A 21004-nucleotide genomic window follows, 5' to 3' on the forward strand; every position below is an offset into this window, starting at 1 on the left:
CTGCAACGACCCACATGGCCGAACTTATCATAGGAGATTTCTCTGACTTGTTTCATAACGCAGCTATTGTGTCTATGATAGAAACATAGACGCCATGGAGCCTTCGTGATTACCCGTATCCACGAAAAGGAACAATGAATACCAGCCGAAGATCGCGCCTGCCCCCTGTTTTGCTAGTCGTCCTGCTGATCGGCGGTGCCCTGGTCTGGCATCATTACTCGGGCGGAAAACCGAGCATCAGGATCGGTGTGCTCCACTCTCTGTCGGGGCCTATGGCGACGGCTGAAAAACCACTGATCAATGCGATCCAGCTTGCCATCGAAGAGGCTAACGCGGCGGGCGGTATCGGGGGGCGGAAAATCGAGGCTGTAGCAGCCGATTGCCGGTCTGACGCTGTGCATTGCGCCCAGGAAGCAGAGCGCCTGATTACTGAAGAACACGTACAGGCATTGTTCGGGTGCTGGACAACGGCCTGCCGGAAAAAAGTGAAACAAGTCGTCGAGGAACACAATCACCTGCTCTTTTACGCGCTGCGGTATGAAGGCATGGAGCAGTCGCGGAATATCATCTATGGCGGCGCTGTACCCAACCAGCTGGTCATGCCCGCAGTGCATTGGGCGCTGGCCAATCTCGGCAAGAAGGCCGATCCGGTCAAGCATGGCAAGCGCGTCTATCTGGTAGGGTCGGACTACTTCTTTTCGCGGGTGCTGCGTATCCTTATCAAGGATCTGGTGGGTGCGCATGGCGCGATAACAGTGGGTGAGCGCTATCTTCCGCTGGGGGCCGCCGACATGGACGATCTGGTGGCGGATATTGCGGAGCGGCAGCCGGATCTTGTATTTAATACGATCAGTGGCCCCGATAACGAAGTATTCTTTAAAGCGCTTAAAAAGAGCGGAATTGTAGCTGCTACGATGCCGGTCTTGTCGTTCAGTGTCACCGAGGTGGAGTTGAAAGGCGTGGAGACCACGCCGATGGCAGGTCACTACGTCGCACGAAATTATTTCCGGACTATTCCCACTCATGAGAATCAAGCTTTCGCAAAACGATTCCGTGACCGCTTCGGCGAGCGCGCCTTGCTCGACGGCCCGGCTGAAGCTTCTTACATCAATGTGCAAATGTGGGTCCAGGCGGCGCTCGAGGCGGGCTCAGGCGATTTGCGTAAGGTGCAGCGTACCGTTTTGCGTCAGAGTCTGCTCGCGCCCGAAGGAATAGTCTCACTCGACCCGATTACACGCCATGTCTGGAAAGTGGCGCGTGTCGGCAAATCCCGTGAAGACGGCCAGATCGACGTCGTCTGGGATTCCGGGCGGCCGCTCGAACCGGCGCCATTCCCCGCGTACCGCTCTCGTGAAGAGTGGGACAATCTGCTTGGAATCGCCCCGGGTTCTCAACCATGATCAGGTTTACATCGCTCACACAACGCTTCGCGATCTGGTTCGCGGCGGTTTCTCTGCTCCCCATCCTGGTCATTGGTTACAGCTTGTTGCGTACTTTCGAAACCGAGACGCAGAAAACTGCGATCCAGCAAGTCTCGGCGATGGCCGATATGAAAGCGGAACAAATTGATAGTTACCTGCGCGAACGTATCCTCGATGCCAAGGTTATTCAGATCTCCGGCACCACACGCACAGCCATGCGTGAATTTGCCGTCGCATACGCCAATGATGGAGTTGACTCGCAGGCGTATCGCCAATTGGATGCATTTTACCGCGAACATTTCAAACGCTTTGTCGAGGATGCCAGTTATTACGATCTGTTCCTGATTTCCACTCGAGGTGAAATCGTCTATACCCAGGCTCATGAAGCGGATTTTGCCACCAGCCTCATCACGGGTCCCTATCGAGACAGCGGCTTGGGCAGAATTACACGTACAGCGCTGGACACCTTGGAGGGTGGAGTATCGGATTTCGGATATTATCCGCCATCCCGCGGAGCGATCACTGCGTTCATGGCGATTCCCATCGTGGTTGAGGGAAAGCTCGAAGGGGTGGTGGCGTTGCAATTCTACAGTGAGCGCGTGTTTAACGTGGTAACCGACAACGTGGGACTGGGAGCGAGTGGCGAAACGGTGGTCACGCGGGTTCTGGACGAGCACAACGCATTGGTAATGGCACCGCTGAAGCATGAGCCCAATGCAGCATTGGAGCTCAGGATACCCCTCCATAATCCGCCATTTTCGACAGCGATCCACAACGGCTTGTACGGTGAACGCGGGGGCGGTCTGAAAATGGACTATCGCGGCAAGGAGGTAGTCGCTGCGTGGCGGTACCTGCCACGCATGAACTGGGGCATAGAGGTCAAAATGGATGCGGACGAGGTATTTGCTTCAGTAAAACGCGTCCAGACTTTCAGTTTGCTGATTCTCGGCCTTACGCTGCTGATCGCCGTGCTGGGTGCGGTTTTATTCAGCCGCCGCGTCGTTACCACGTTGAAAAAACTCAGCCATAGCGCCCAGCACATCGCCGCGGGTAATCTGCAGCAGCGTGTTCCCGTGAAGGGATGGAACGAGATAGGGAAACTCGCCAGTACGTTCAACACGATGACCGAGCGCCTGAATGTCAGCAATCGCGAACGGGACCTGGCTGAAAACGATCTGCGTCAGCTGAATCAGGATCTGGAAACCAGGGTCGCAACGCGCACTGCCGAACTGGAGCGGGCCAATGCCATCCTGGCAAGCAAGGAAGAGGAAACACGTTCCGTTGTCGAACATATGGTGGATTGCATCGTCACCATCGATGACAAAAGCATTATCCGCTCAGTCAACCCGGTAATTGAGAAACTTTTCGGCTACACGCGCGAGGAGGCGATCGGCCAGAGTGTGTCGATACTCATGCCAGAACCCCATCGCAGCGGCCATGACGATTACATCAAAAGGTATTACCGGACAGGAAGGGGCCGCTGTGAATTCGATCACATTCTCACGCTCGAAGTCGAGGGAGTACATAACATCGGCATGGGTCGGGAAGTCGAGGGACGGCACAAGAATGGCCAGCCTATCGATCTGTATGTCGCGGTCAGCGAATACTTCGTTGGGGGAAAGCGCTACTTCACCGCTATTCTGCGCGATATCCATGACCGTAAACAGGCGGAGCAGGCCTTGCGGGGAAGCGAGCAGCGCCTGCGCGCCATAGTGGATAATCTTGCGGCGTTCGTCGGGGAAATGACACCCGACGGAGTCCTGGTCGAGATCAATCGCACCGCGCTGGAGGGAGGCGGTTTGCGGCCCCAGGATGTCATCGGCAAAAGACTCGATGAAACCGCGTGGTTCTCTTTCAAGCCGGAAGTGCAGGCACAAATTCGCGAAGACATCAAACTCGCCCTGGGCGGCGAAATAGTGCGCCATGATATCGAGACACGCATCGCCGGCGGCGGCGTGATGACGATGGATTTCATGCTTGTGCCGGTTCGCGATGCCAAAGGCCGGGTGGCCAAGCTGATACCTTCCGGCATCAACATCAGCGAGAGAGTACGTATGTTGAAGGATTTGCAGCAAGCCCGGCTTGATGCGGAGCAGGCGAACCAGGCCAAATCCATTTTTCTGGCAGCCATGAGCCATGAGATACGCACGCCCATGAACGGCGTGATCGGCATGGCGGATGTACTGCAGCAAACCAGCCTGAGCGGCTATCAGATGGAAATGGTCGATCTGATACGGGAGTCCGCCTTTGCCTTGCTGGAGATCATCGAGGATATACTCGATTTCTCCAAGATCGAGGCGGGGAGGCTGGAAATTGAACAGGCGCCCACGTCGATCGTTACCGTGGTGGAGAAGGCCTGCAACATGCTCGAAAGCCTGGCTTCACGGAAAGGGGTGGAGCTTACCTTGTTTCTCGATCCGGCGATTCCGGAGGAGGTTTATGGCGATGCGCTCCGTTTGCGTCAGGTGCTGGTCAATCTGGCCAATAATGCCATCAAATTTTCGAGCGGACTGGAAGAGCCCGGTAGGGTATCGGTGCGGGCATTACTGGCGGACCATAGCGCGGATCGGGTAACGGTGGAGTTTCAGGTAACGGATAATGGTATTGGCATGAACGAGGAGACCAAGGCGCGTCTTTTCACCTCCTTTACCCAAGGCGATACCTCTACTACCCGTCGATATGGCGGCACCGGGTTGGGACTGGCCATCTCTTATCATCTGGTTCAATTGATGGGAGGGACGATCACAGTGCAAAGCGCGCCGGGCAAGGGTTCCATTTTTACCGTACGTGTATCGTTCGCACAATTGCCGGCTACCCCCCCGGGAGACAAGGTGGTGGATCTGACGGGAGTTTCCTGCCTGGTACTGGGTGACGAGAAGGGAATGGCGGACGATCTGGCCGTGTATTTGAGATACAGCGGCGCGATTGCCGAGCGCGTCACGAACCTGGCGTCAGCCCGCGAACGGATAAAAATACTCCCGCCCGGCTTATGGCTGCTTATTATCGATGCGGGTCACGATGTTCCGCCAATCGAGCAGCTGCGTGAAGCCTTCCAGTCCCGGCCGGATATGGATCCGCACTTCGTAGTTCTTGAGCATGGGCATCATCAGCCCGACATCGAGCCCCGATTTGTCGTTATCAGGCGCGGCCGCCGTCGTCATGAGCGTTCCGAAATGGTCGATACCGTCACGCTGGATGGTGATGTCATGCATCGCGAAGCTTTTCTGCGGGCGGTGGCTATCGCGGCAGGGCGCGCGCATGAAGAAGTCGAGACGCAGGAGGCTGCCAAGGTCGAGCCGGTGGTTGCGCCGTCTCGCGAGAAGGAACTCAAGGAAGGGCGACTGATCCTGGTAGCGGAAGACAACGAAATCAACCAGAAAGTGATCCGCCAACAGCTCACGTTGCTGGGCTATGCGACAGATATCGCTCGCGATGGCCGCGAAGCGCTGAAACGCTGGGAGAGCGGCAACTACGCCCTGCTGCTCACCGATTTGCATATGCCGGAGATGGATGGCTATCAGTTAACCTCAGCCATTCGCCTCGCCGAGCAAGGCAAAATCAGAAAACCCATTATTGCGTTTACTGCCAATGCGCTCAAGGGTGAGGCCGAGCATTGCCGTGCGGTGGGCATGGACGATTATCTGAGCAAGCCTGTGCAACTCGCACACTTGAAAGCCATAGTACAGAAATGGCTGCCTCCCGCGACTACCACGGAGCTGTTGTCTCTTGCGGCCCCGGCTATCTCTGCAGCCCCCACGGCCATGCCCACCGCAGCTTCCAGCGCCCCCGCCGCGGCCCCCACCACAGCGCCGGCGGCGCAAAAACCGGTGGACGTGAATGTCCTTAAAGAGCTTGTCGGAGATGATCCGACCGTGACCAGCGAGTTTTTGAGAGATTTTCGCACCAGCTCTGAAAAAATAGCAGCGGACTTGCGCGGTGCTTGCCAGGGGGGGCAGGCGAACATCGCTGGTGCCACAGCTCACAAACTCAAGTCGTCGGCCAGGGCGGTCGGCGCGTTGGCGCTGGGCGAACTCTGTGCCGAGATGGAACAAGCAGGAAAGGCAGGCGATACTCAGGCTTTAAACGCACTATTGCCGCGTTTCGAGTCGGAGTTAACGGCCGTGAATAAATATATCGACTCATTGCAAGGCTAATGCAAGCGGGGTCCTGGCGGTCTGTCAGGTTTGAAGAATCGCAGCAAAAAAGTGACTGGGTGAGGGCAGGTTTTGCGGATTTTGAAGATCAGTCGTTATTCCATTGGTCGAAAAAGCAGCGAAATATGAACCGGCCAGACGCGTTTTTGCAGCCGATTTCCTTTAAGTCCGACAGGCTGCTGGATGCTGGCCCGCGCCGCCGATGGCCGCGCGAGAGTGGCGTCATTTTTTCGAGAAGGCAAAATAACGATCAGCTCAAACGAGCATTATAATATCGAGGCGAATGGGTTATGCTCCGGTTATCACGATAAAGTTTTCTGCCGCGTTTTAGCACCGGAGCCCGGGGAATCCGGAATTTATCCGGCTTCGCCAGGAGAGGGATGCGGTGAGGAATAGTGGGCTGACAGATGAGCATAGTTTCCAGCTATCGACCTGGAGAGAAAAGCGAGCGCCATGACAGATAGATCCGCGGTCAATATTCTGGTACTTGACGATGAGTCTTTCATGCTCAAGCTGCTGGGACGTATCCTGTTGAACCTGGGATTTACCTCGGTAATATTTTGCGATAACGGACGTTCGGCCCTGGAACAGATAACTGATGCGAGCGGACGGCCGAATCTGATCCTGCTGGATCTCAACATGCCCGAAATGGATGGGATCGAGTTTGTGCGGCACCTTGTTGATCGGCATTATTCCGGTAGCCTCATCCTGATCAGCGGCGAGGACGAGCGCATGCTGCAAACCGCCGAGAAACTGGTGCGGGCGCATAAAATCCCGATACTGGGATACCTGCACAAGCCGGTCAAACCGGATGCGTTATCCGCCATGCTTGAGAAGTGGACGCCGCCCCCCGCCGAAGCCATCGGTGTGGCGAAGAAAGTATACAGCTCGGATGAGTTGAGGGCTGCCATCGACAATGGCGAACTGATCAATTATTACCAACCGAAAGTAGCGGTTGCCACCGGCGAGTTGATCGGTGTCGAGACGCTGGCGCGATGGCGGCATCCTGTGGATGGCCTCATCTTTCCAGACCAGTTCATCAGCATAGCCGAGGCCTCGGGCCTGATCGACAAGCTGACTCGAGTGGTATTCATGGGAGCGATGACGCAGGTGAAAGCCTGGGAAGAAGCGCATTTGCCATTGCGGATCGCCGTCAATGTATCGATGGATAATCTGGCATCCCTGGATTTTCTGAATTTTGTCGCCGAGATCACGACAAAGCTGGGTGTAGCGGCGCATAACGTGGTGCTGGAGGTAACGGAAACCCGGTTGATGCAGGATACGCGAGCGCCGCTTGAGATTTTGACGCGGCTGCGCTTGAAGCGCTTTCGTCTTTCCATTGATGATTTCGGCACGGGGCACTCTTCCCTGGCGCAACTGCGCGACATTCCCTTCGACGAACTCAAGATCGACCAGGGCTTCGTGCATGGCGCCTGGAAAGACGAAACATTACGCGCAATGTATGACGCCAGCCTGTCTCTGGCAAGGCAACTGGAGATGGAGGTCGTGGCGGAAGGAGTCGAAGACCGTAACGATTGGGATCTTCTGCGCCGCACGGGATGCGATCTGGCTCAAGGGACGTTCATGTCGCGGCCTATGCTAGCCGCCGATCTGCCTGGCTGGATCGAAAAGTGGCGCGAGCGGGTTCGAAAGGAGTCTTTGACCGCTGGCGATTCGAAGTGAATGGGGCAACCCACTCGAGATTTTCTCCTGCCTCCCACTTAAACTTAAGCCGCTCGAAGAATAAATGCCCGCGCGAGCGGATGTGCGAAGTGCATCTGGCGTGACGCCGTCCAGCGTTCCGTATGGCTTGAGGCTGTTATAAAAACCCGGAAGCCCGATACCGTAGCGCGCCGCGTCCTGGGTTTTATAAAGGGGATATATCATTTTTTGTGGACATCTAATACAACCGGTCGTATTATTGATCCATGCTCAAGGCAACCAGAAAGGAAAGCAACAAGGAAAACCTGCTGAACCAGGGGGTCGCCATGCTCTGGAGCCAGGGTTATCACGGCACGGGGCTCAAGGAAATCCTGGATGCGGTAAAGGTTCCCAAGGGTTCTTTTTACAATTACTTTGGCAGCAAGGAGGATTTTGGTGCGGAAGTCATTCAACACTATGCAAATCCATTCATCGCACAACTGACCGCTCACCTGGAAGCAGCCGATGATGATGCGCTCGGTGCTATAAAGCGTTATTTTGACGAGCTCATAGTGGAGCTCGAGAGGAATGAGTTTAAAGGCGGTTGCCTCATGGGCAATCTGATGGGAGAAATAGGCGATACCAGCGAAATTTGCCGGAAATCTCTCCAGTCCGCCGTTACCCGTTACCGGAATTTATTGCAATCCGGCCTTGCCAAGGCGCAGCAACAGGGTACCGTAAGATTGGACAAATCTGCGGAAGAGATGGCTGATCTGCTGACGAATACCTGGCAGGGTGCTTTATTGAGGATGAAAATAGAAAAATCATCCGCACCGGTCAAGCAGTGCTGCCAGGATCTGCTCGGTGATTTTTTCAGGCCCTGATTTTTTTTCTTGATAAAAAAACGACCGGTCATATATAGTTAATTCTTCAGAAGAGGAGATAGTGTCCATGCAATCCGCTGCCATCCGTTCAACGATATTCATTCTGGCCCTGGCCGTCACGGGTATTCCCGGCGCATTCGCCGAGGCCGGCGCCGGGACTGGCGAGGTAGCCTCGACCAAAAAGCGCGAAGCTCCCGCGGGATCTGGAGGTGGTCACCAGCATTACGTGCAATCCGATAGTGCGAACAAGCCCGGCCCGGATGGTCAGCTCGCACCCAGGCTGCAGAACCTGGGCACGCACACATTCCCTGTCAGCACGCGCAACAGGTTGGCGCAGCAATATATTAATCAGGGCCTGAATCTCGCCTATGGTTTCAACCATGCCGAGGCACGCCGGGCATTCCGCGAGGCGGCACGGCTCGACCCCGGCCTTGCGATGGCTTACTGGGGCCAGGCGCTGGTGCTCGGCCCCAATATCAATGCGATGATGGAACCGAACGAGGAGCCACAGGCTCTGCAGATCGTGCAGCAGGCCAAGTCGCTCATGGCCAAGGCATCGCCCAGGGAGAGAGCGCTTATCAGCGCCCTCGAAAAGCGTTACTCGGGGAATACCGAGAACCGGACGGCGAACAACAAGGCGTACGCGGAGGCAATGCGGGAAGTGCACCAGCGTTTTCCGGACGACCCGGATATCGCGATGCTTTATGTGGAGTCGGTGATGGATCTTCGTCCCTGGGGCTACTGGATGCGTGATGGCTACCCATACGAGGGCACAGCCGAAATCGTGGCGCTCACCGAAGAAGTGATGCGGCGCCATCCCAGGCATCCGGGCGCGCTGCATATGTATATTCACATCATGGAGCCGACAAACACGCCCGAGCGGGCGGAGAAGGCGGCCGATACCCTGCTGACGCTGATGCCGGCGGCGGGGCACATGATACACATGTCATCGCACATCTATCAGCGTGTAGGCCGCTACGCGGACTCGATGAAGAGCAATCAGCTTGCCATCGCAGCCGACGAGGACTACATCGCGCAGTGCCGCGCCCAGGGGATATACCCCATGATGTACTACCCGCATAACATTCACTTCCTCTGGTTCGCGGCAACGGGGGATGGTCAAAGCAAGGTTGCAATCAAATCGGCACGGGAAGTTGCCGGCAAGGTAGACGATGCAGTGCTGGAGGCGATGCCGCTGACGGCGATCTTCCGCATGGTGCCGTACTGGGCGCTCGCGAGGTTCGGGTACTGGAAGGAAATTCTCGAAGAACCCGCCCCGCCATCCACCAACCCGTTTTTGAAAGGAAGCTGGCACTATGTGCGCGGCCTCGCGTTTGTCGCGACGCAACAGTTGCAACAGGCCGATCAGGAACTGGGTGCGTTGCGCGAGATCATGAAGGATCCGGCACTGGACCTCCCGCTTTTCTCGAAAAATACCGCGCGCACCGTGTTGAGTGCTGCACCCGACGTGCTCGCCGGCGAGATCGCTGCGGCGCGCGGACAATTCGATCAGGCCATCGCGTCCCTTGATCGAGCGGTTCGCCTTGAAGACGCCCTAGTATATACGGAACCGTCGGAATTCAATGCGCCGCCACGGCTGACGCTGGGTGCAATTTTGCTGGAAGCAGGACGTCCGGCCGAAGCGGAGACCGTGTATTGGGAAGAGCTGCGGCGGAATCGCAACAGCGGATGGGCGCTTTACGGATTGATGCAAGCGTTGCGCGCGCAGAAGAAGGACGATCAGGCGACGCTCATCGAGGCACGTTTCAACAAGGCCTGGGCGCGTGCCGATGTAGAACTCAAGGCATCGCGCTTTGGGCGCTAGTGTGCAGTAGAGCATGCAAAACCGGGGCAGGTACTGGGTTATCCCGAAAAATCCTGTTTTTTTAACAAACAGCCATCATTCATTGATGGCTGTTTGAATCTCGATCGGTATGGGGCCTGGCGGGCGGCGCTGGTGCCGTGTCCGGATGGCGTAGCGCATGCGGCGCCTCTGCCGCCTCCGCCGCCACCGCGCCGGCAGCGTTCAAGATCGCTGAGCGAGGCGTGATCGAACATATTGGCAGGGAGGTTTGTCGACTTATTCGGTCTGGATAAGCAGCGCGGCCGCCACGCGCCGTCCCTCGGCTGTCAGTATATTGTAGGTGCGGCATGCGGCGGCGGTATCCATTACCTCGACGCCGATGCGTGACTCGATCAGTGTTCTCGTCAGTGTCGGATGAGGAAAGCGCAGGGTGGCTCCCGTCCCGAACAATACCATTTCAGGTTGCAGCGAGAGCACGAATTCGAAATGCTCGGCCGTGAGCTGCTCGAAGGTTTTGGCATCCCAATTTTCGATCAGGCGATCGGGTAATACGATCAGGCTTTGCTCATGGCGCGTCTTGTTGACCATGACATATCCGGCCCCGTAGCCGGTGAACATATTTTGTTCGGAAAACACGGAAAGATGCAACTTCACGTAAGGCTCCATTTGCGGCAGGTTGGCGTGTCGGGTAACATTACATCTTTTTTGCGTCTTGATAAAGTTTTTGTGTCAATTAAGGGGAACAACGCAGGGCAGGATTTTTGGGTACCTGCGATGGAAAACGCAAAGCTTTGAATTTCAAATCCTCCACCATTAGGTCATCTTCTGCCGGCGCTTACCAGCGCCATTGCCAACCAGGTCTTCTCCATTCATGCAACCCATCCTGAAATCCAGCAAGCTGGCGAACGTCTGCTATGACATCCGGGGGCCGGTGCTCGACCGCTCGAGACAAATGGAAGAGGAAGGGCACTACATCATCAAGCTCAATATCGGCAATCCGGCATCGTTCGGTTTCGATGCGCCCGAGGAGATTCTGCAGGATGTCATTCATAACCTCTCCGCCGCGTCCGGCTACTGCGACTCGAAAGGTTTGTTCGCCGCGCGCAAGGCGATCATGCACTACACCCAGGAAAAACGCATCCAGGACGTGCGGATGGAAGACATTTACATCGGCAACGGCGTTTCCGAGTTGATCGTGATGGCGATGCAGGCGCTGCTGAATACCGGCGACGAGGTGCTGATCCCCTCGCCCGACTATCCGTTGTGGACAGCGGCGGTGGTGTTGGCGGGTGGCACGGCGCGGCATTACGTATGCGATGAGCAATCCGGATGGCTGCCGGACCTGGACGATATACGTTCGAAGGTTACGCCGAACACCCGCGCCATCGTTGTCATTAATCCCAATAATCCTACCGGCGCGCTTTATCCGGATGACGTGTTGCGTGAAATTATCGAGATCGCCCGCCAGCATCAGCTCATCATTTATGCGGATGAAATTTACGATAAGGTACTGTACGATGGCGCCACGCACACTTCGATAGCCTCGCTGGCGGACGACATTCTATTTGTCACCTTGAATGGCTTATCCAAGAATTATCGTGCTGCCGGGTTTCGCTCCGGCTGGGCGGTGGTTTCGGGCACAAAACAATTTGCCCGCGATTATATATCGGGACTGACCATGCTTGCTTCCATGCGCCTGTGTGCAAATGTGCCCTCGCAATTCGGCATTCAGACCGCGCTTGGCGGCTATCAGAGCATCAAGGACCTGGTGATGCCGACAGGGCGGCTCATGCGGCAGCGTGATCTCGCCTGGAAATTACTGACCGATATTCCCGGCGTTACGTGCTACAAGCCGCAGGCGGCGATGTATTTATTCCCGCGCCTGGATCCGGAAATGTATCCGATCGAGGACGACGAGCAGTTTGCGCTGGATCTGCTGCTGGAAGAGAAGGTGCTGCTGGTGCAGGGCAGCGGCTTCAACTGGCCATCCACCGATCACTTTCGTGTGGTTTTTTTGCCCAACAGCGATGACCTTACCGAAGCAATCGGCCGCATAGCGAATTTCCTCGAGCGGTATCGCAAGCGATGCCGAACCTGAGCCCAACCTGAAAAAACATTAAAAACAAAACAGTAAAAATGCAGCGGGAGGGATAAACTCCAACTGCCAACCTACGCCGAAATACTCAGCCCATCCGCCAACTTTATTTTTTATTGCACTCAACATGAAACCCATCAATGTAGGCTTGCTAGGCGTCGGCACTGTCGGCGGTGGTACTTTTGCTGTGCTCAAACGCAATCAGGAGGAAATCACGCGTCGTGCAGGGCGCGGCATCGTCATCCGGATGATCGCCGATCGCGACCTGGAGAAAGCGCGCAATATCGCGGGTGATGACGTCGTGGTTACCGCCGACGCGAATGCAGTCGTGACGAATCCGGATATCGATATCGTCGTCGAACTGATCGGTGGCTATACCGTGGCGAAGGAATTGACGCTGAAGGCCATCGAGAACGGCAAGCATGTCATTACCGCCAACAAGGCACTGCTGGCCTCGCATGGGACCGAAATCTTCGCGGCGGCGCAGAGAAAAGGCGTAATAGTTGCGTTCGAGGCGGCCGTAGCAGGTGGCATCCCCATTATCAAGGCATTGCGCGAGGGGTTGACCGCGAATCGTATCGAATGGATTGCCGGCATCATCAACGGCACGAGTAATTTCATCCTGTCTGAGATGCGCGAAAAAGGACTGACATTCGATACCGTGCTGAAGCAGGCACAAAAACTGGGCTATGCCGAGGCTGATCCCACGTTTGACATCGAAGGCATTGACGCCGCACACAAGCTCACCATCATGGCGGCCATCGCGTTCGGGATTCCCATGCAGTTCGACAAGGTTTACACCGAAGGCATCACCAGATTGACCCGCGAAGATATCCGCTATGCGGAGGAACTGGGCTATCGCATCAAGCTGCTGGGCATTACACGGCGCACACCCAAGGGGATCGAGCTGCGCGTTCACCCAACACTGATCCCTACACGGCGGTTGATAGCCAATGTGGAGGGTGTCATGAATGCGATCGTCGTAAAAGGCGATGCGGTAGGCGCCACCTTGTATTACGGTGCGGGTGCGGGCGCCGAGCCTACCGCCAGTTCGGTGGTGGCGGATCTGGTGGACGTGACCCGCATGCATACCGCCGATCCCAAACATCGTGTTCCTCATCTCGCTTTCCAGCCCGACCTGCTTTCCGATACACCCATCCTGACGATGGAGGAGGTGGAGACTTCATACTACCTTCGCTTGCGAGTGATGGATAAACCCGGGGCGCTGGCCGACATCACCCGTGTACTCGCCGATCTGGGCATTTCAATCGACGCAATGGTGCAGAAAGAGCCCAGCGAGGGTGAAGATCAGGTGGATATCATCATGCTCACCCACTTGACGGTTGAAAAAAACATTAATGCCGCGATCGCGAAAATAAAAAAACTCCCCCTGACGACCGGTAAGGTGACGCGTATCCGGCTGGAAAATTTAAGCAGTAAGTAATCCGGGACCATCCTTGGTGCTTCCAGAAACGCACGATACCGGCAATCAACAGCGGCAAGTTGGTAACCCCGGCGTGCGGGCACGATGCCTCGTGCCGTGGCTGGCGCGGCATAAGTGATATGTGAGAGTCGTTCCAGTATTCTGTTGTGGTGAAAATAATGCGTTATATTTCTACTCGTGGTGGCATGCCGCCGAAAAAATTTTCCATGATTCTCCTGGGTGGGCTTGCGCCTGACGGTGGGTTGGTGATGCCTGAAACCTATCCGAAGTTCGACGCCGCCGAGCTGGAAAGATTGCGCGCCCTGAATTATCAGGAGCTCGCGTTCGAGATTATTTCACGTTTTGCAGACGATATTCCTGCCGCCGATCTACGCGGCATCATTACGCGGACTTACACCGCTGAAGCGTTTCAGAGTGAGGAGATCACGCCCCTTGCGACGCTGGAACCAGGGCTGCACATTCTACGATTGTCGAACGGACCGACCCTGGCGTTCAAGGATATTGCCCTGCAATTGCTGGGCAACCTGTTCGAGTACGTTCTGGCGAAAACCGGAGAACGTCTGAATATTCTCGGCGCAACTTCCGGCGATACAGGCCCCAGCGCGGAATACGCCATGCGCGGCAAGCGCAGCGTTCGCGTGTTCATGCTTTCCCCCCAGGGGAAGATGAGCCGGTTCCAGACCGCGCAAATGTTTTCGCTGCAAGACCCGAATATCTTCAATATCGCCGTTCGCGGCGTATTCGACGATTGCCAGGACATTGTCAAGTCGGTCAGCAACGACTCCGTGTTCAAGCAAAGATACCGAATCGGCACCGTCAATTCAATAAACTGGGCACGGATTGCGGCGCAGATCATCTATTATTTCAAAGGATATTTCGAGGCTACCCGTTCGAATAGCGAGCAGGTATCGTTTGCCGTGCCATCGGGAAACTTCGGCAATATCTGTGCAGGCCATGTTGCACGGATGATGGGCCTGCCCATCAGGAAGCTGATACTTGCCACCAATGAAAATGACGTGCTGGATGAATTCTTCAGGACGGGGTGCTATCGGCCCCGCGCCACGGGAGAGACACAGCAGACCAGTAGCCCCTCGATGGATATTTCCAAGGCATCCAACTTCGAGCGTTTCATTTTTGACCTGACAGAACGGGATGCGTCCAGGGTGAAGGAACTATGGCGGTCAGTGGACCAGGGCGGCGCTTTCGATCTCGCCGCTACACCATTATGGGAGAAAGTGAAGAACTTCGGTATTGTGTCGGGAACCAGTAATCATGGGGCCCGCATCGCGACCATCCGCAAAACATATGAGCAATATGGCATGCTGGTGGATCCGCATACCGCGGACGGTTTGAAGGTGGGCCTGGAGCACCGTGAGACCGGGGTGCCCCTGATCTGCCTGGAAACCGCACTGCCCGTCAAATTTTCCGAGAGCATTATCGAGGCTATCGGCCAGGAGCCGGCGCGTCCGGCGGGGTATGAAAATATTGAAAGCATGCCGCAGCGATATGTCGTAATGAATGCCGATGCCGATGCCATCAAGGCGTTTATTGCCGAGCAGACCGTACAGGTCTAGGGAACCGATGTACCGCACCGCTGTTTTAAGCAGCGGCAAGTGGAAAGCAGCCAGCTACGCGATTCAATGCATGATGTCGGGCGGAGCCCGACCTACCTCTGGCACAAATTTTCCGGCCGGAGTAGGTCGGGCTCCGCCCGACATTTTTTTCGATTGTCGGGCAGAGCCCGACCTACCGCGTGCGAACGTGCGGGGGCATGGGGCACCCGATTTACCTGCGCTGCTTTTCAGCGGCGGCGAGAAAATCATCCAGTATGGGTCCCGAGTCGAGCAGTTCGCTGGCGCCGCCATGAAACTCGGGATGCCATTGAAACCCGGTCACATAGCATGTCCCACGCATGCGTATTGCCTCGATAATGCCATCGCTGGAGACTGCCTCGACCTCCGAGTCCCGTCCCAGTCGCTTGATTGCCTGGTGATGGATGCTGTTGACGAGATGTTGATAACCCTCACCGTACAGCTTTGCCAATCGGGAGTTCTCCTCGATTAGAACCGGATGGCGATGCTGATCATACAGGGCCTGGTCGACATGCGAGATAGCGTTTGGGTGCTCGGTGGCGATATCCTGATAAAGGCTTCCGCCCAATGCCACGTTGATCAGCTGTAGCCCGCGGCAAATGCCCAGTACGGGTTTCCCCTGTACGACACATTCCCAGAAGAGCTCCATTTCATAAAGGTCGCGCACCCGATCTCCCGACCATTCGGGCCGTACCGGCGTTTCGCCGTATGAAATCGGACTGACGTCCGCTCCCCCTTGCAGCACCAGTCCATCTATTTCCCTGACATAGTCGCTGATGCGCACGCTGGAGCGTTCGACGCCGCCTGTTTCTATAGCGGGCAGCATGAACGCCAGGGCACGGCGGCGCATGATCCAGTGGGCGACGCTTTGTTCGAGGTATTGCAGGGTTTTATTGCGGAAACCTAATTCTGCAGGTGCTTGATGCAGGATACGCGGTGACAATCCGATAAGTAACGGGCGCGTCATTTAGAGTCTGGGTAGGGTACATAAAGGAATATCAAGAATAATTAGATTGCCGCATTCCTGCTGTGTTCTTCGCCACATATAAATATATATTTGCCTTTTTTGCACCCTGCCTGAAATCACCCCGCTATTTTAACGTTCAGCCGGTATTCTTTATACTTAACAATAGCCGTATGCTGGCGCATCACGCTATAAAAATTACTTTCCCATCCACAACTCTGCCTGCAGTTGCATGACATCGGCAAGGTAATGTTCCCGCGCATAGGTCCGGCGCAACCAGCTTGTGCCATTGCCTGCTCGTAATATCTCGCGAACACGGTCCATTGCTTCCACCGCGTGCAATTCCCGGGCATGGTCCGCAATGCGCGCCAGCATATCGGTGATATCTTCACGAATGCTGCGCTGCTCATGGGTACGCGGATCGATAAAAACACCTTCGAGTCCAAAACGGCAGGCCTGGAAGCGGTTGAACGTATAAACCAGATAATCGTCCTCTTCCGGCGGCGTGCGCTGCTCCACCATGATGTAACGGGACATCGCCTGAATATAGCAGGCAATGGCAGCGGCAATTTCAACGGTAAGAGGGGTATCGCATACCCTCACCTCGATAGTGCCGAACTCTGGCTTGGGGCGGATATCCCAGTAAAAATCCTTCATTGATTCGACCACGCCGGTGCCGGTCATCTTGCCGAAAAATCGCTCGAATTCATCCCAGCGCAGTACGAAAGGAGCCCGCCCGCTCAACGGGAAGGAAAATACCGAGTTCAGGCGTGCCGAGGCGAACCCGGTATCGTGCCCCTGCACGAACGGAGAACTGGCCGACAGCGCGATAAAATGCGGGACGTAGCGCGACAGCATATGCATCAGGTGAAGCGCTTCGTCCGGCCCAGGGCAACCGATGTGGACATGCTGCCCGAATATGGTGAATTGTTTGGCCAGATAGCCGTACAGCTCGGACAGATGATGGAAGCGCGGCGCATCAAAAATCTTCTGCTCGCTCCAGTGCTGGAACGGGTGTGTGCCGCCACCTGCAACCGCGACGTTGAGAAAGCGTCCCGCCTCGGATACAACGTCGCGCAAGGCATGCAGTTCCGCGACCAGTCCGGTATATTCCTGTTGCACCGAGGTGTTGATCTCGATCATGCTGCGGGTCATTTCCGGTTTTATTTCGCCGGGATGCGCACGTTTCTCAACCCGGCGCAATATATCGGGAGCCGAAGACGCCAGGTTATAGTCATTGCAGCTGAGCAGTTGCAGTTCCAGCTCCACCCCGATGCTCAAGGGTCTGGAGGGCGCGAAGGGCATCAGGCTCATGTTTTTTTCTCCGGTGTTTCCCCGGCCATTCGCAAGGCCATCTGGACCAGAATGGGGCCCCCAAGCTCAAGTATCACGATGCAGCTCATCATTACCAGCCCCAACCCTGAACCGAACATGGGGAAGTCCACCGCCGTATCCAATGTAAGAAGCAGCGCAACACTCGACATGGGTATCAGGGCAATCCCCAGGGCCATGGCTTGACGCAGGCTGATGCCGCTGTAATGCGCCAATGTCAGTACCGCCAGCAGCTTGGCTGTTGCGCGTGCCGTGATAAGCAGCAAGACCAGCAGAAAACTGTCACGCAACCCGCTGAGGTCGGACGCGAGGCCGTTAGCGATAAACATTAACACGACCAGAACGGCGCCGGCGGAACCGAAGTGCGGCGGGAAAGTCCGCGGGCGCTGCCGCCGGTATCGCGTTATAAGGCCGGCAGCCAGCAGGACGAGGATCGGGCTGAGCTTGAGTGTTGACGCCATGATGGTCGCAAACGCAATCATGCCGAACAGGACGAAAGAAAAGGTTTCCTCATGCTGCCCGAGATAATGGTGGATTCGCTCGAAGGTAATGCCGAACAACCAGGCCAGTAGCGCGGACCCCCCCAAGAGATAAAACGGCGCCAATATCGTATGGATGACGCTGGTGCCGGCCTGGCCATGCATGCCGGCGACGGCCAGTTTATGGAAGATGACAGCATAAATACAATTGAGCGCGGTCATCAGCAGAAGCCGGTCCGTCACCTGACCCTGAGCGCGTGATTCGGTGACTATGCGTACCACAATGGCAGGTGAGGTGGCAATTGCAATGGAAGCGACCACCGCGGCAGAAATATTGGCAACACCAAACCAGCTCAGCATTGAGAAAACAACGGCGAATGTGGCGGTGGATTCAAGCAGGCTTGTGCCGGCAATCCAGGGATTGGCTTTCAGCCAGCGCAGATTTACCTTGCTGCCCAGTTCGAACAAGAGGATGCCCAGCGCCAGGTCAACTACCAGCCGCCATTCAGTGACGGGCAATGGTGGGATAAAGCCCAGGCCGCCAGGGCCCAGCAGCGCGCCGATACCGATATAGCCGACGATACGCGGCAATCGCAGGTGACGTACCAGTGCTTCACCCACAAGTACGGCTGCAACCAGCGTCAACGCAAGCCAGAGAGCGGGGCTGACTTCTAGCGGCCAAAAAGGCAGGTATGCGGGCCAGTTCATGAAACAATGCGGGGAAACAGCCGAAATAGGGCTGTTCCGTCAACCGCGAACGTTATTGTCAGATGCATCCGGTCTCCTTAAGGACAATGCGGATGTTCGGTCTGTACTTTGGAAACTTTACGGTATCCTCAAACTGAACCCCAGGATTACAGATAACGGGCGAGGTTAGTTAGCGAGGGTCTGAATAAACTATCTGGAAGAGATGTGGGTGAATTATAAACCATGAATGCGAAGAGGAAACGTCTGCTGTAATCGACTGTACTGAAAATCAGCACGCGCCGGATTGCGTGTGGTGCAATAACCAGCGTTGGCGCACGTCTGCCGCTTGATATATTTCAAGGCAGGAACTGTGCCTACCCAGACGGGGCAGAGGGCGGCACGAAAATGGAACCGTATACCTATCCAGTGACTTTCATGGCCGCTCAGGACGAATTAATGGCCTATCCATCCCGGTCATCGGACAGTAGGATCAAACCTTCAGCTTTAAATTTCATAGCCTCTTACCGGGACAGACGAGGCGAATGGAATGCCATGCAATACCTGTATTTCTTCAGTCAGGTCATGTCGAGGAACTTCACACGTTACTCTGGTTCTTACCGATAACCATTTGATTGATAGGCTTTGGAACGATTCTTGCTACTTACCCTTCACAAGCTAAATTGTTTAGGTAAAATTTTCCATGGGCAAGAGAAGCATCACTCCCAAAATTGCTGATTTGGTAAAAATCGCCAACCCCACAAAAACCGGCTATTTGTACCGCAAACCTAAGAAGGCTCAATCATGACAGCTCCGAAATGTGCAGTGAGTCTTTGCATGATCATGCTGCTGGCTGGTTGCGGCTCCCTTTCAGTTCCAGATAAAACGGTACATGCAAACCGTCCGGTGCAAGTCGATGGCGCACGCGGTGCGCTCTCTATCCAGGAAAGTAAGGCTGTCCTGGCCAATCTCAAAAACGGCGGCCCTGAAACCAATATCTTTACCAGGCACCTTGCCCAGGCAGAGCAGCTCTCGGGAAGCCCGCTGATGACGGGCAATAATGTGAAGCTGTTGGTTGACGGGCCCACCACCTACAAATCGATGTATGCGGCAATACAGGGCGCGAAGCATCATATCAACATGGAAACCTATAGCATAGAGGACGACGAGGTTGGCCGCCGCTTCGCCGCTGCATTGATCGAAAAGCAAAAACAGGGCGTGCAAGTCAATTTAATTTACGACAGCATCGGATCGGGCGCTACACCTGAAGAATTCTTCAAGCCGTTGATCGACAGCGGCGCCAACGTACTGGAATTCAACCCCGTCAACCCATTGACATTTCGCAAGAAACTGGAATTGGGCCGTGATCATCGGAAACTGCTCGTGGTTGATGGCCAGATCGCCTTTGTAGGTGGCGTCAATATCAGCAGCGTATATTCCAGCGGATCATTCAGGTCAAAATCGAATACCAAGGATATCCAACCGTGGCGCGATACGCATCTCCGTATCGAAGGACCCGTCGTTAGTGATTTCCAGAAATTGTTTCTGGCGACCTGGGAAAAACAGAAGGGTAAGCCGCTAGCGTCGAAATCCTTTTTTCCACGGATAGGCAGGAGGGGTAACGAAGTAGTGCGTGCCATCGGCAGCTCTCCCGATGAGTCTTACAGCCTTATCTACGTTACGCTCTTATCCGCCATAAACAGCGCTGAAACCTACGCATATGTCACTACCGCTTATTTTGTGCCTGATCCGAGGTTACTGGCTGCATTGAAGGGTACAGCGCAGCGCGGCGTCGACGTGCGATTGCTGTTACCAGACAAAACCGATTCGAATCTGGTTTTGTATGCGTCGCACTCCTATTATGACGAACTGTTGAGTGCCGGCGTGAAGATTTATGAACGGGAGGGCGCTTTATTGCATGCCAAGACCGCCCTGATCGATGGTGTCTGGTCCACCATAGGCTCGACCAATCTTGACTGGCTCAGCCTGGAGCACAATCAGGAAATTAATGCGGTTGTCCTTGGTCAAGAGTTTGGTACGCAAATGAAAGCGCTGTTCGACGAAGATATTAAATCTTCCCGACTTGTCACATTGGAAAAATGGCGGCAGCGTTCGATTATTGCGCGCATAAAGGAATTTGGCGCGAGTTTGCTGGCTCGACGGTTATAGTATGTCTTAAACCCAGATAATTCATTAGGCGGCTCTGCGAGCCTACCCGAGTGCTGGTGGTCAGTTTGCGGCCATTTTCGCTACCTGCGCAGCGTCCATAGACCACGCTATGGATTTCTCTTAACCGCGGGAGTCACGCTCGGCTACGAGGCAACGGCAATTTGACGAGCGATGGTACTGGGACTTTGGTTACGATGCCGATAACCGATTGAGAAGCGCCAGCAAGGCCGGTCTGCGGCCAATCCGGCATACGACGGCTACGGGTGCATGTGCCGCACCATCATCGACGGGACCATCACTAAAATAGTTCAATGATCGATCAATATCGGCAGAGACAATGA

At 55.4% G+C, this 21004-nt stretch carries 13 protein-coding genes; 9 read left to right on the top strand and 4 right to left on the bottom strand.

Going from position 1 to position 21004, the window contains the following annotated elements:
• The first annotated feature begins 134 nt into the window (after positions 1–134).
• The 5 genes from F822_RS14325 (at position 135) to F822_RS14350 (ending at position 9925) form a co-directional block, all read left to right on the top strand.
• Positions 135–1400, top strand: a complete 1266-nt coding sequence (locus F822_RS14325) for an ABC transporter substrate-binding protein (RefSeq protein ID WP_025040037.1) — start codon at positions 135–137, stop codon at positions 1398–1400.
• On the top strand, positions 1397–5575 hold the full coding sequence (locus F822_RS14330) for a PAS domain S-box protein (protein ID WP_036574744.1): 4179 nt from the start codon (positions 1397–1399) through the stop codon (positions 5573–5575). The genes F822_RS14325 and F822_RS14330 overlap by 4 nt, the downstream gene beginning before the upstream one ends.
• Before the next feature lie 453 nt (positions 5576–6028).
• On the top strand, positions 6029–7258 hold the full coding sequence (locus tag F822_RS14340; protein ID WP_025040034.1) for an EAL domain-containing response regulator: 1230 nt from the start codon (positions 6029–6031) through the stop codon (positions 7256–7258).
• Between the two features lie 245 nt (positions 7259–7503).
• Positions 7504–8100, top strand: coding sequence for a TetR/AcrR family transcriptional regulator (locus tag F822_RS14345; RefSeq protein ID WP_025040033.1), 597 nt, complete (start codon positions 7504–7506; stop codon positions 8098–8100).
• Positions 8101–8167: 67 nt separating this feature from the next.
• The gene (locus F822_RS14350) at positions 8168–9925 is read left to right on the top strand and encodes a hypothetical protein (protein WP_025040032.1); all 1758 of its coding nucleotides are present in this window, start codon (positions 8168–8170) and stop codon (positions 9923–9925) included.
• A gap of 255 nt (positions 9926–10180) precedes the next feature.
• On the opposite strand, the gene F822_RS14360 is transcribed toward F822_RS14350, so the two are convergent.
• Positions 10181–10558 (bottom strand): Mth938-like domain-containing protein, encoded by a 378-nt coding sequence (locus F822_RS14360; protein ID WP_025040030.1) that lies wholly within the window; start codon positions 10556–10558, stop codon positions 10181–10183.
• 217 nt (positions 10559–10775) lie between these two features.
• On the opposite strand from F822_RS14360, the gene F822_RS14365 reads away from it, so the two are divergent.
• From F822_RS14365 to thrC, 3 genes are all read left to right on the top strand, one after another.
• Positions 10776–12002: a pyridoxal phosphate-dependent aminotransferase gene (locus F822_RS14365; protein WP_025040029.1), complete on the top strand. Its 1227-nt coding sequence runs from the start codon at positions 10776–10778 to the stop codon at positions 12000–12002.
• Between the two features lie 124 nt (positions 12003–12126).
• Positions 12127–13443 (top strand): homoserine dehydrogenase, encoded by a 1317-nt coding sequence (locus F822_RS14370; RefSeq protein WP_025040028.1) that lies wholly within the window; start codon positions 12127–12129, stop codon positions 13441–13443.
• Between the two features lie 158 nt (positions 13444–13601).
• Positions 13602–15017: a threonine synthase gene (gene thrC, locus F822_RS14375; RefSeq protein ID WP_025040027.1), complete on the top strand. Its 1416-nt coding sequence runs from the start codon at positions 13602–13604 to the stop codon at positions 15015–15017.
• A 211-nt stretch (positions 15018–15228) separates the two neighbouring features.
• On the opposite strand, the gene F822_RS14380 is transcribed toward thrC, so the two are convergent.
• The 3 genes from F822_RS14380 to F822_RS14390 form a co-directional block, all read right to left on the bottom strand.
• Complete coding sequence (locus F822_RS14380) at positions 15229–16002, bottom strand: gamma-glutamyl-gamma-aminobutyrate hydrolase family protein (protein WP_025040026.1); 774 nt, start codon at positions 16000–16002, stop codon at positions 15229–15231.
• Positions 16003–16197: 195 nt separating this feature from the next.
• Entirely contained in the window at positions 16198–17313 is a 1116-nt protein-coding gene (locus F822_RS14385) for a YbdK family carboxylate-amine ligase (RefSeq protein ID WP_025040025.1), read from the bottom strand.
• Positions 17310–18518, bottom strand: coding sequence for a cation:proton antiporter (locus tag F822_RS14390; protein WP_025040024.1), 1209 nt, complete (start codon positions 18516–18518; stop codon positions 17310–17312). Before F822_RS14390 ends, F822_RS14385 begins: the two co-directional genes overlap by 4 nt.
• Positions 18519–19298: 780 nt before the next feature.
• Here F822_RS14390 and cls point away from each other — a divergent pair.
• Positions 19299–20663: a cardiolipin synthase gene (cls, locus tag F822_RS14395; protein WP_036574741.1), complete on the top strand. Its 1365-nt coding sequence runs from the start codon at positions 19299–19301 to the stop codon at positions 20661–20663.
• Positions 20664–21004 lie beyond the last annotated feature (341 nt).

The organism is Nitrosospira briensis C-128 (genome assembly GCF_000619905.2).
GTDB lineage: Bacteria > Pseudomonadota > Gammaproteobacteria > Burkholderiales > Nitrosomonadaceae > Nitrosospira > Nitrosospira briensis.

Bases quoted from the DNA above. Each gene is read 5' to 3' on its own strand.
- F822_RS14385 (WP_025040025.1), bottom strand. From the start codon at position 17,313: ATGAGCCTGATGCCCTTCGCGCCCTCCAGACCCTTGAGCATCGGGGTG.
- thrC (WP_025040027.1), top strand. From the start codon at position 13,602: ATGCGTTATATTTCTACTCGTGGTGGCATGCCGCCGAAAAAATTTTCC.
- F822_RS14390 (WP_025040024.1), bottom strand. From the start codon at position 18,518: ATGAACTGGCCCGCATACCTGCCTTTTTGGCCGCTAGAAGTCAGCCCC.
- F822_RS14340 (WP_025040034.1), top strand. From the start codon at position 6,029: ATGACAGATAGATCCGCGGTCAATATTCTGGTACTTGACGATGAGTCT.
- F822_RS14325 (WP_025040037.1), top strand. From the start codon at position 135: ATGAATACCAGCCGAAGATCGCGCCTGCCCCCTGTTTTGCTAGTCGTC.
- F822_RS14380 (WP_025040026.1), bottom strand. From the start codon at position 16,002: ATGACGCGCCCGTTACTTATCGGATTGTCACCGCGTATCCTGCATCAA.
- cls (WP_036574741.1), top strand. From the start codon at position 19,299: ATGACAGCTCCGAAATGTGCAGTGAGTCTTTGCATGATCATGCTGCTG.
- F822_RS14345 (WP_025040033.1), top strand. From the start codon at position 7,504: ATGCTCAAGGCAACCAGAAAGGAAAGCAACAAGGAAAACCTGCTGAAC.
- F822_RS14330 (WP_036574744.1), top strand. From the start codon at position 1,397: ATGATCAGGTTTACATCGCTCACACAACGCTTCGCGATCTGGTTCGCG.
- F822_RS14365 (WP_025040029.1), top strand. From the start codon at position 10,776: ATGCAACCCATCCTGAAATCCAGCAAGCTGGCGAACGTCTGCTATGAC.
- F822_RS14370 (WP_025040028.1), top strand. From the start codon at position 12,127: ATGAAACCCATCAATGTAGGCTTGCTAGGCGTCGGCACTGTCGGCGGT.
- F822_RS14350 (WP_025040032.1), top strand. From the start codon at position 8,168: ATGCAATCCGCTGCCATCCGTTCAACGATATTCATTCTGGCCCTGGCC.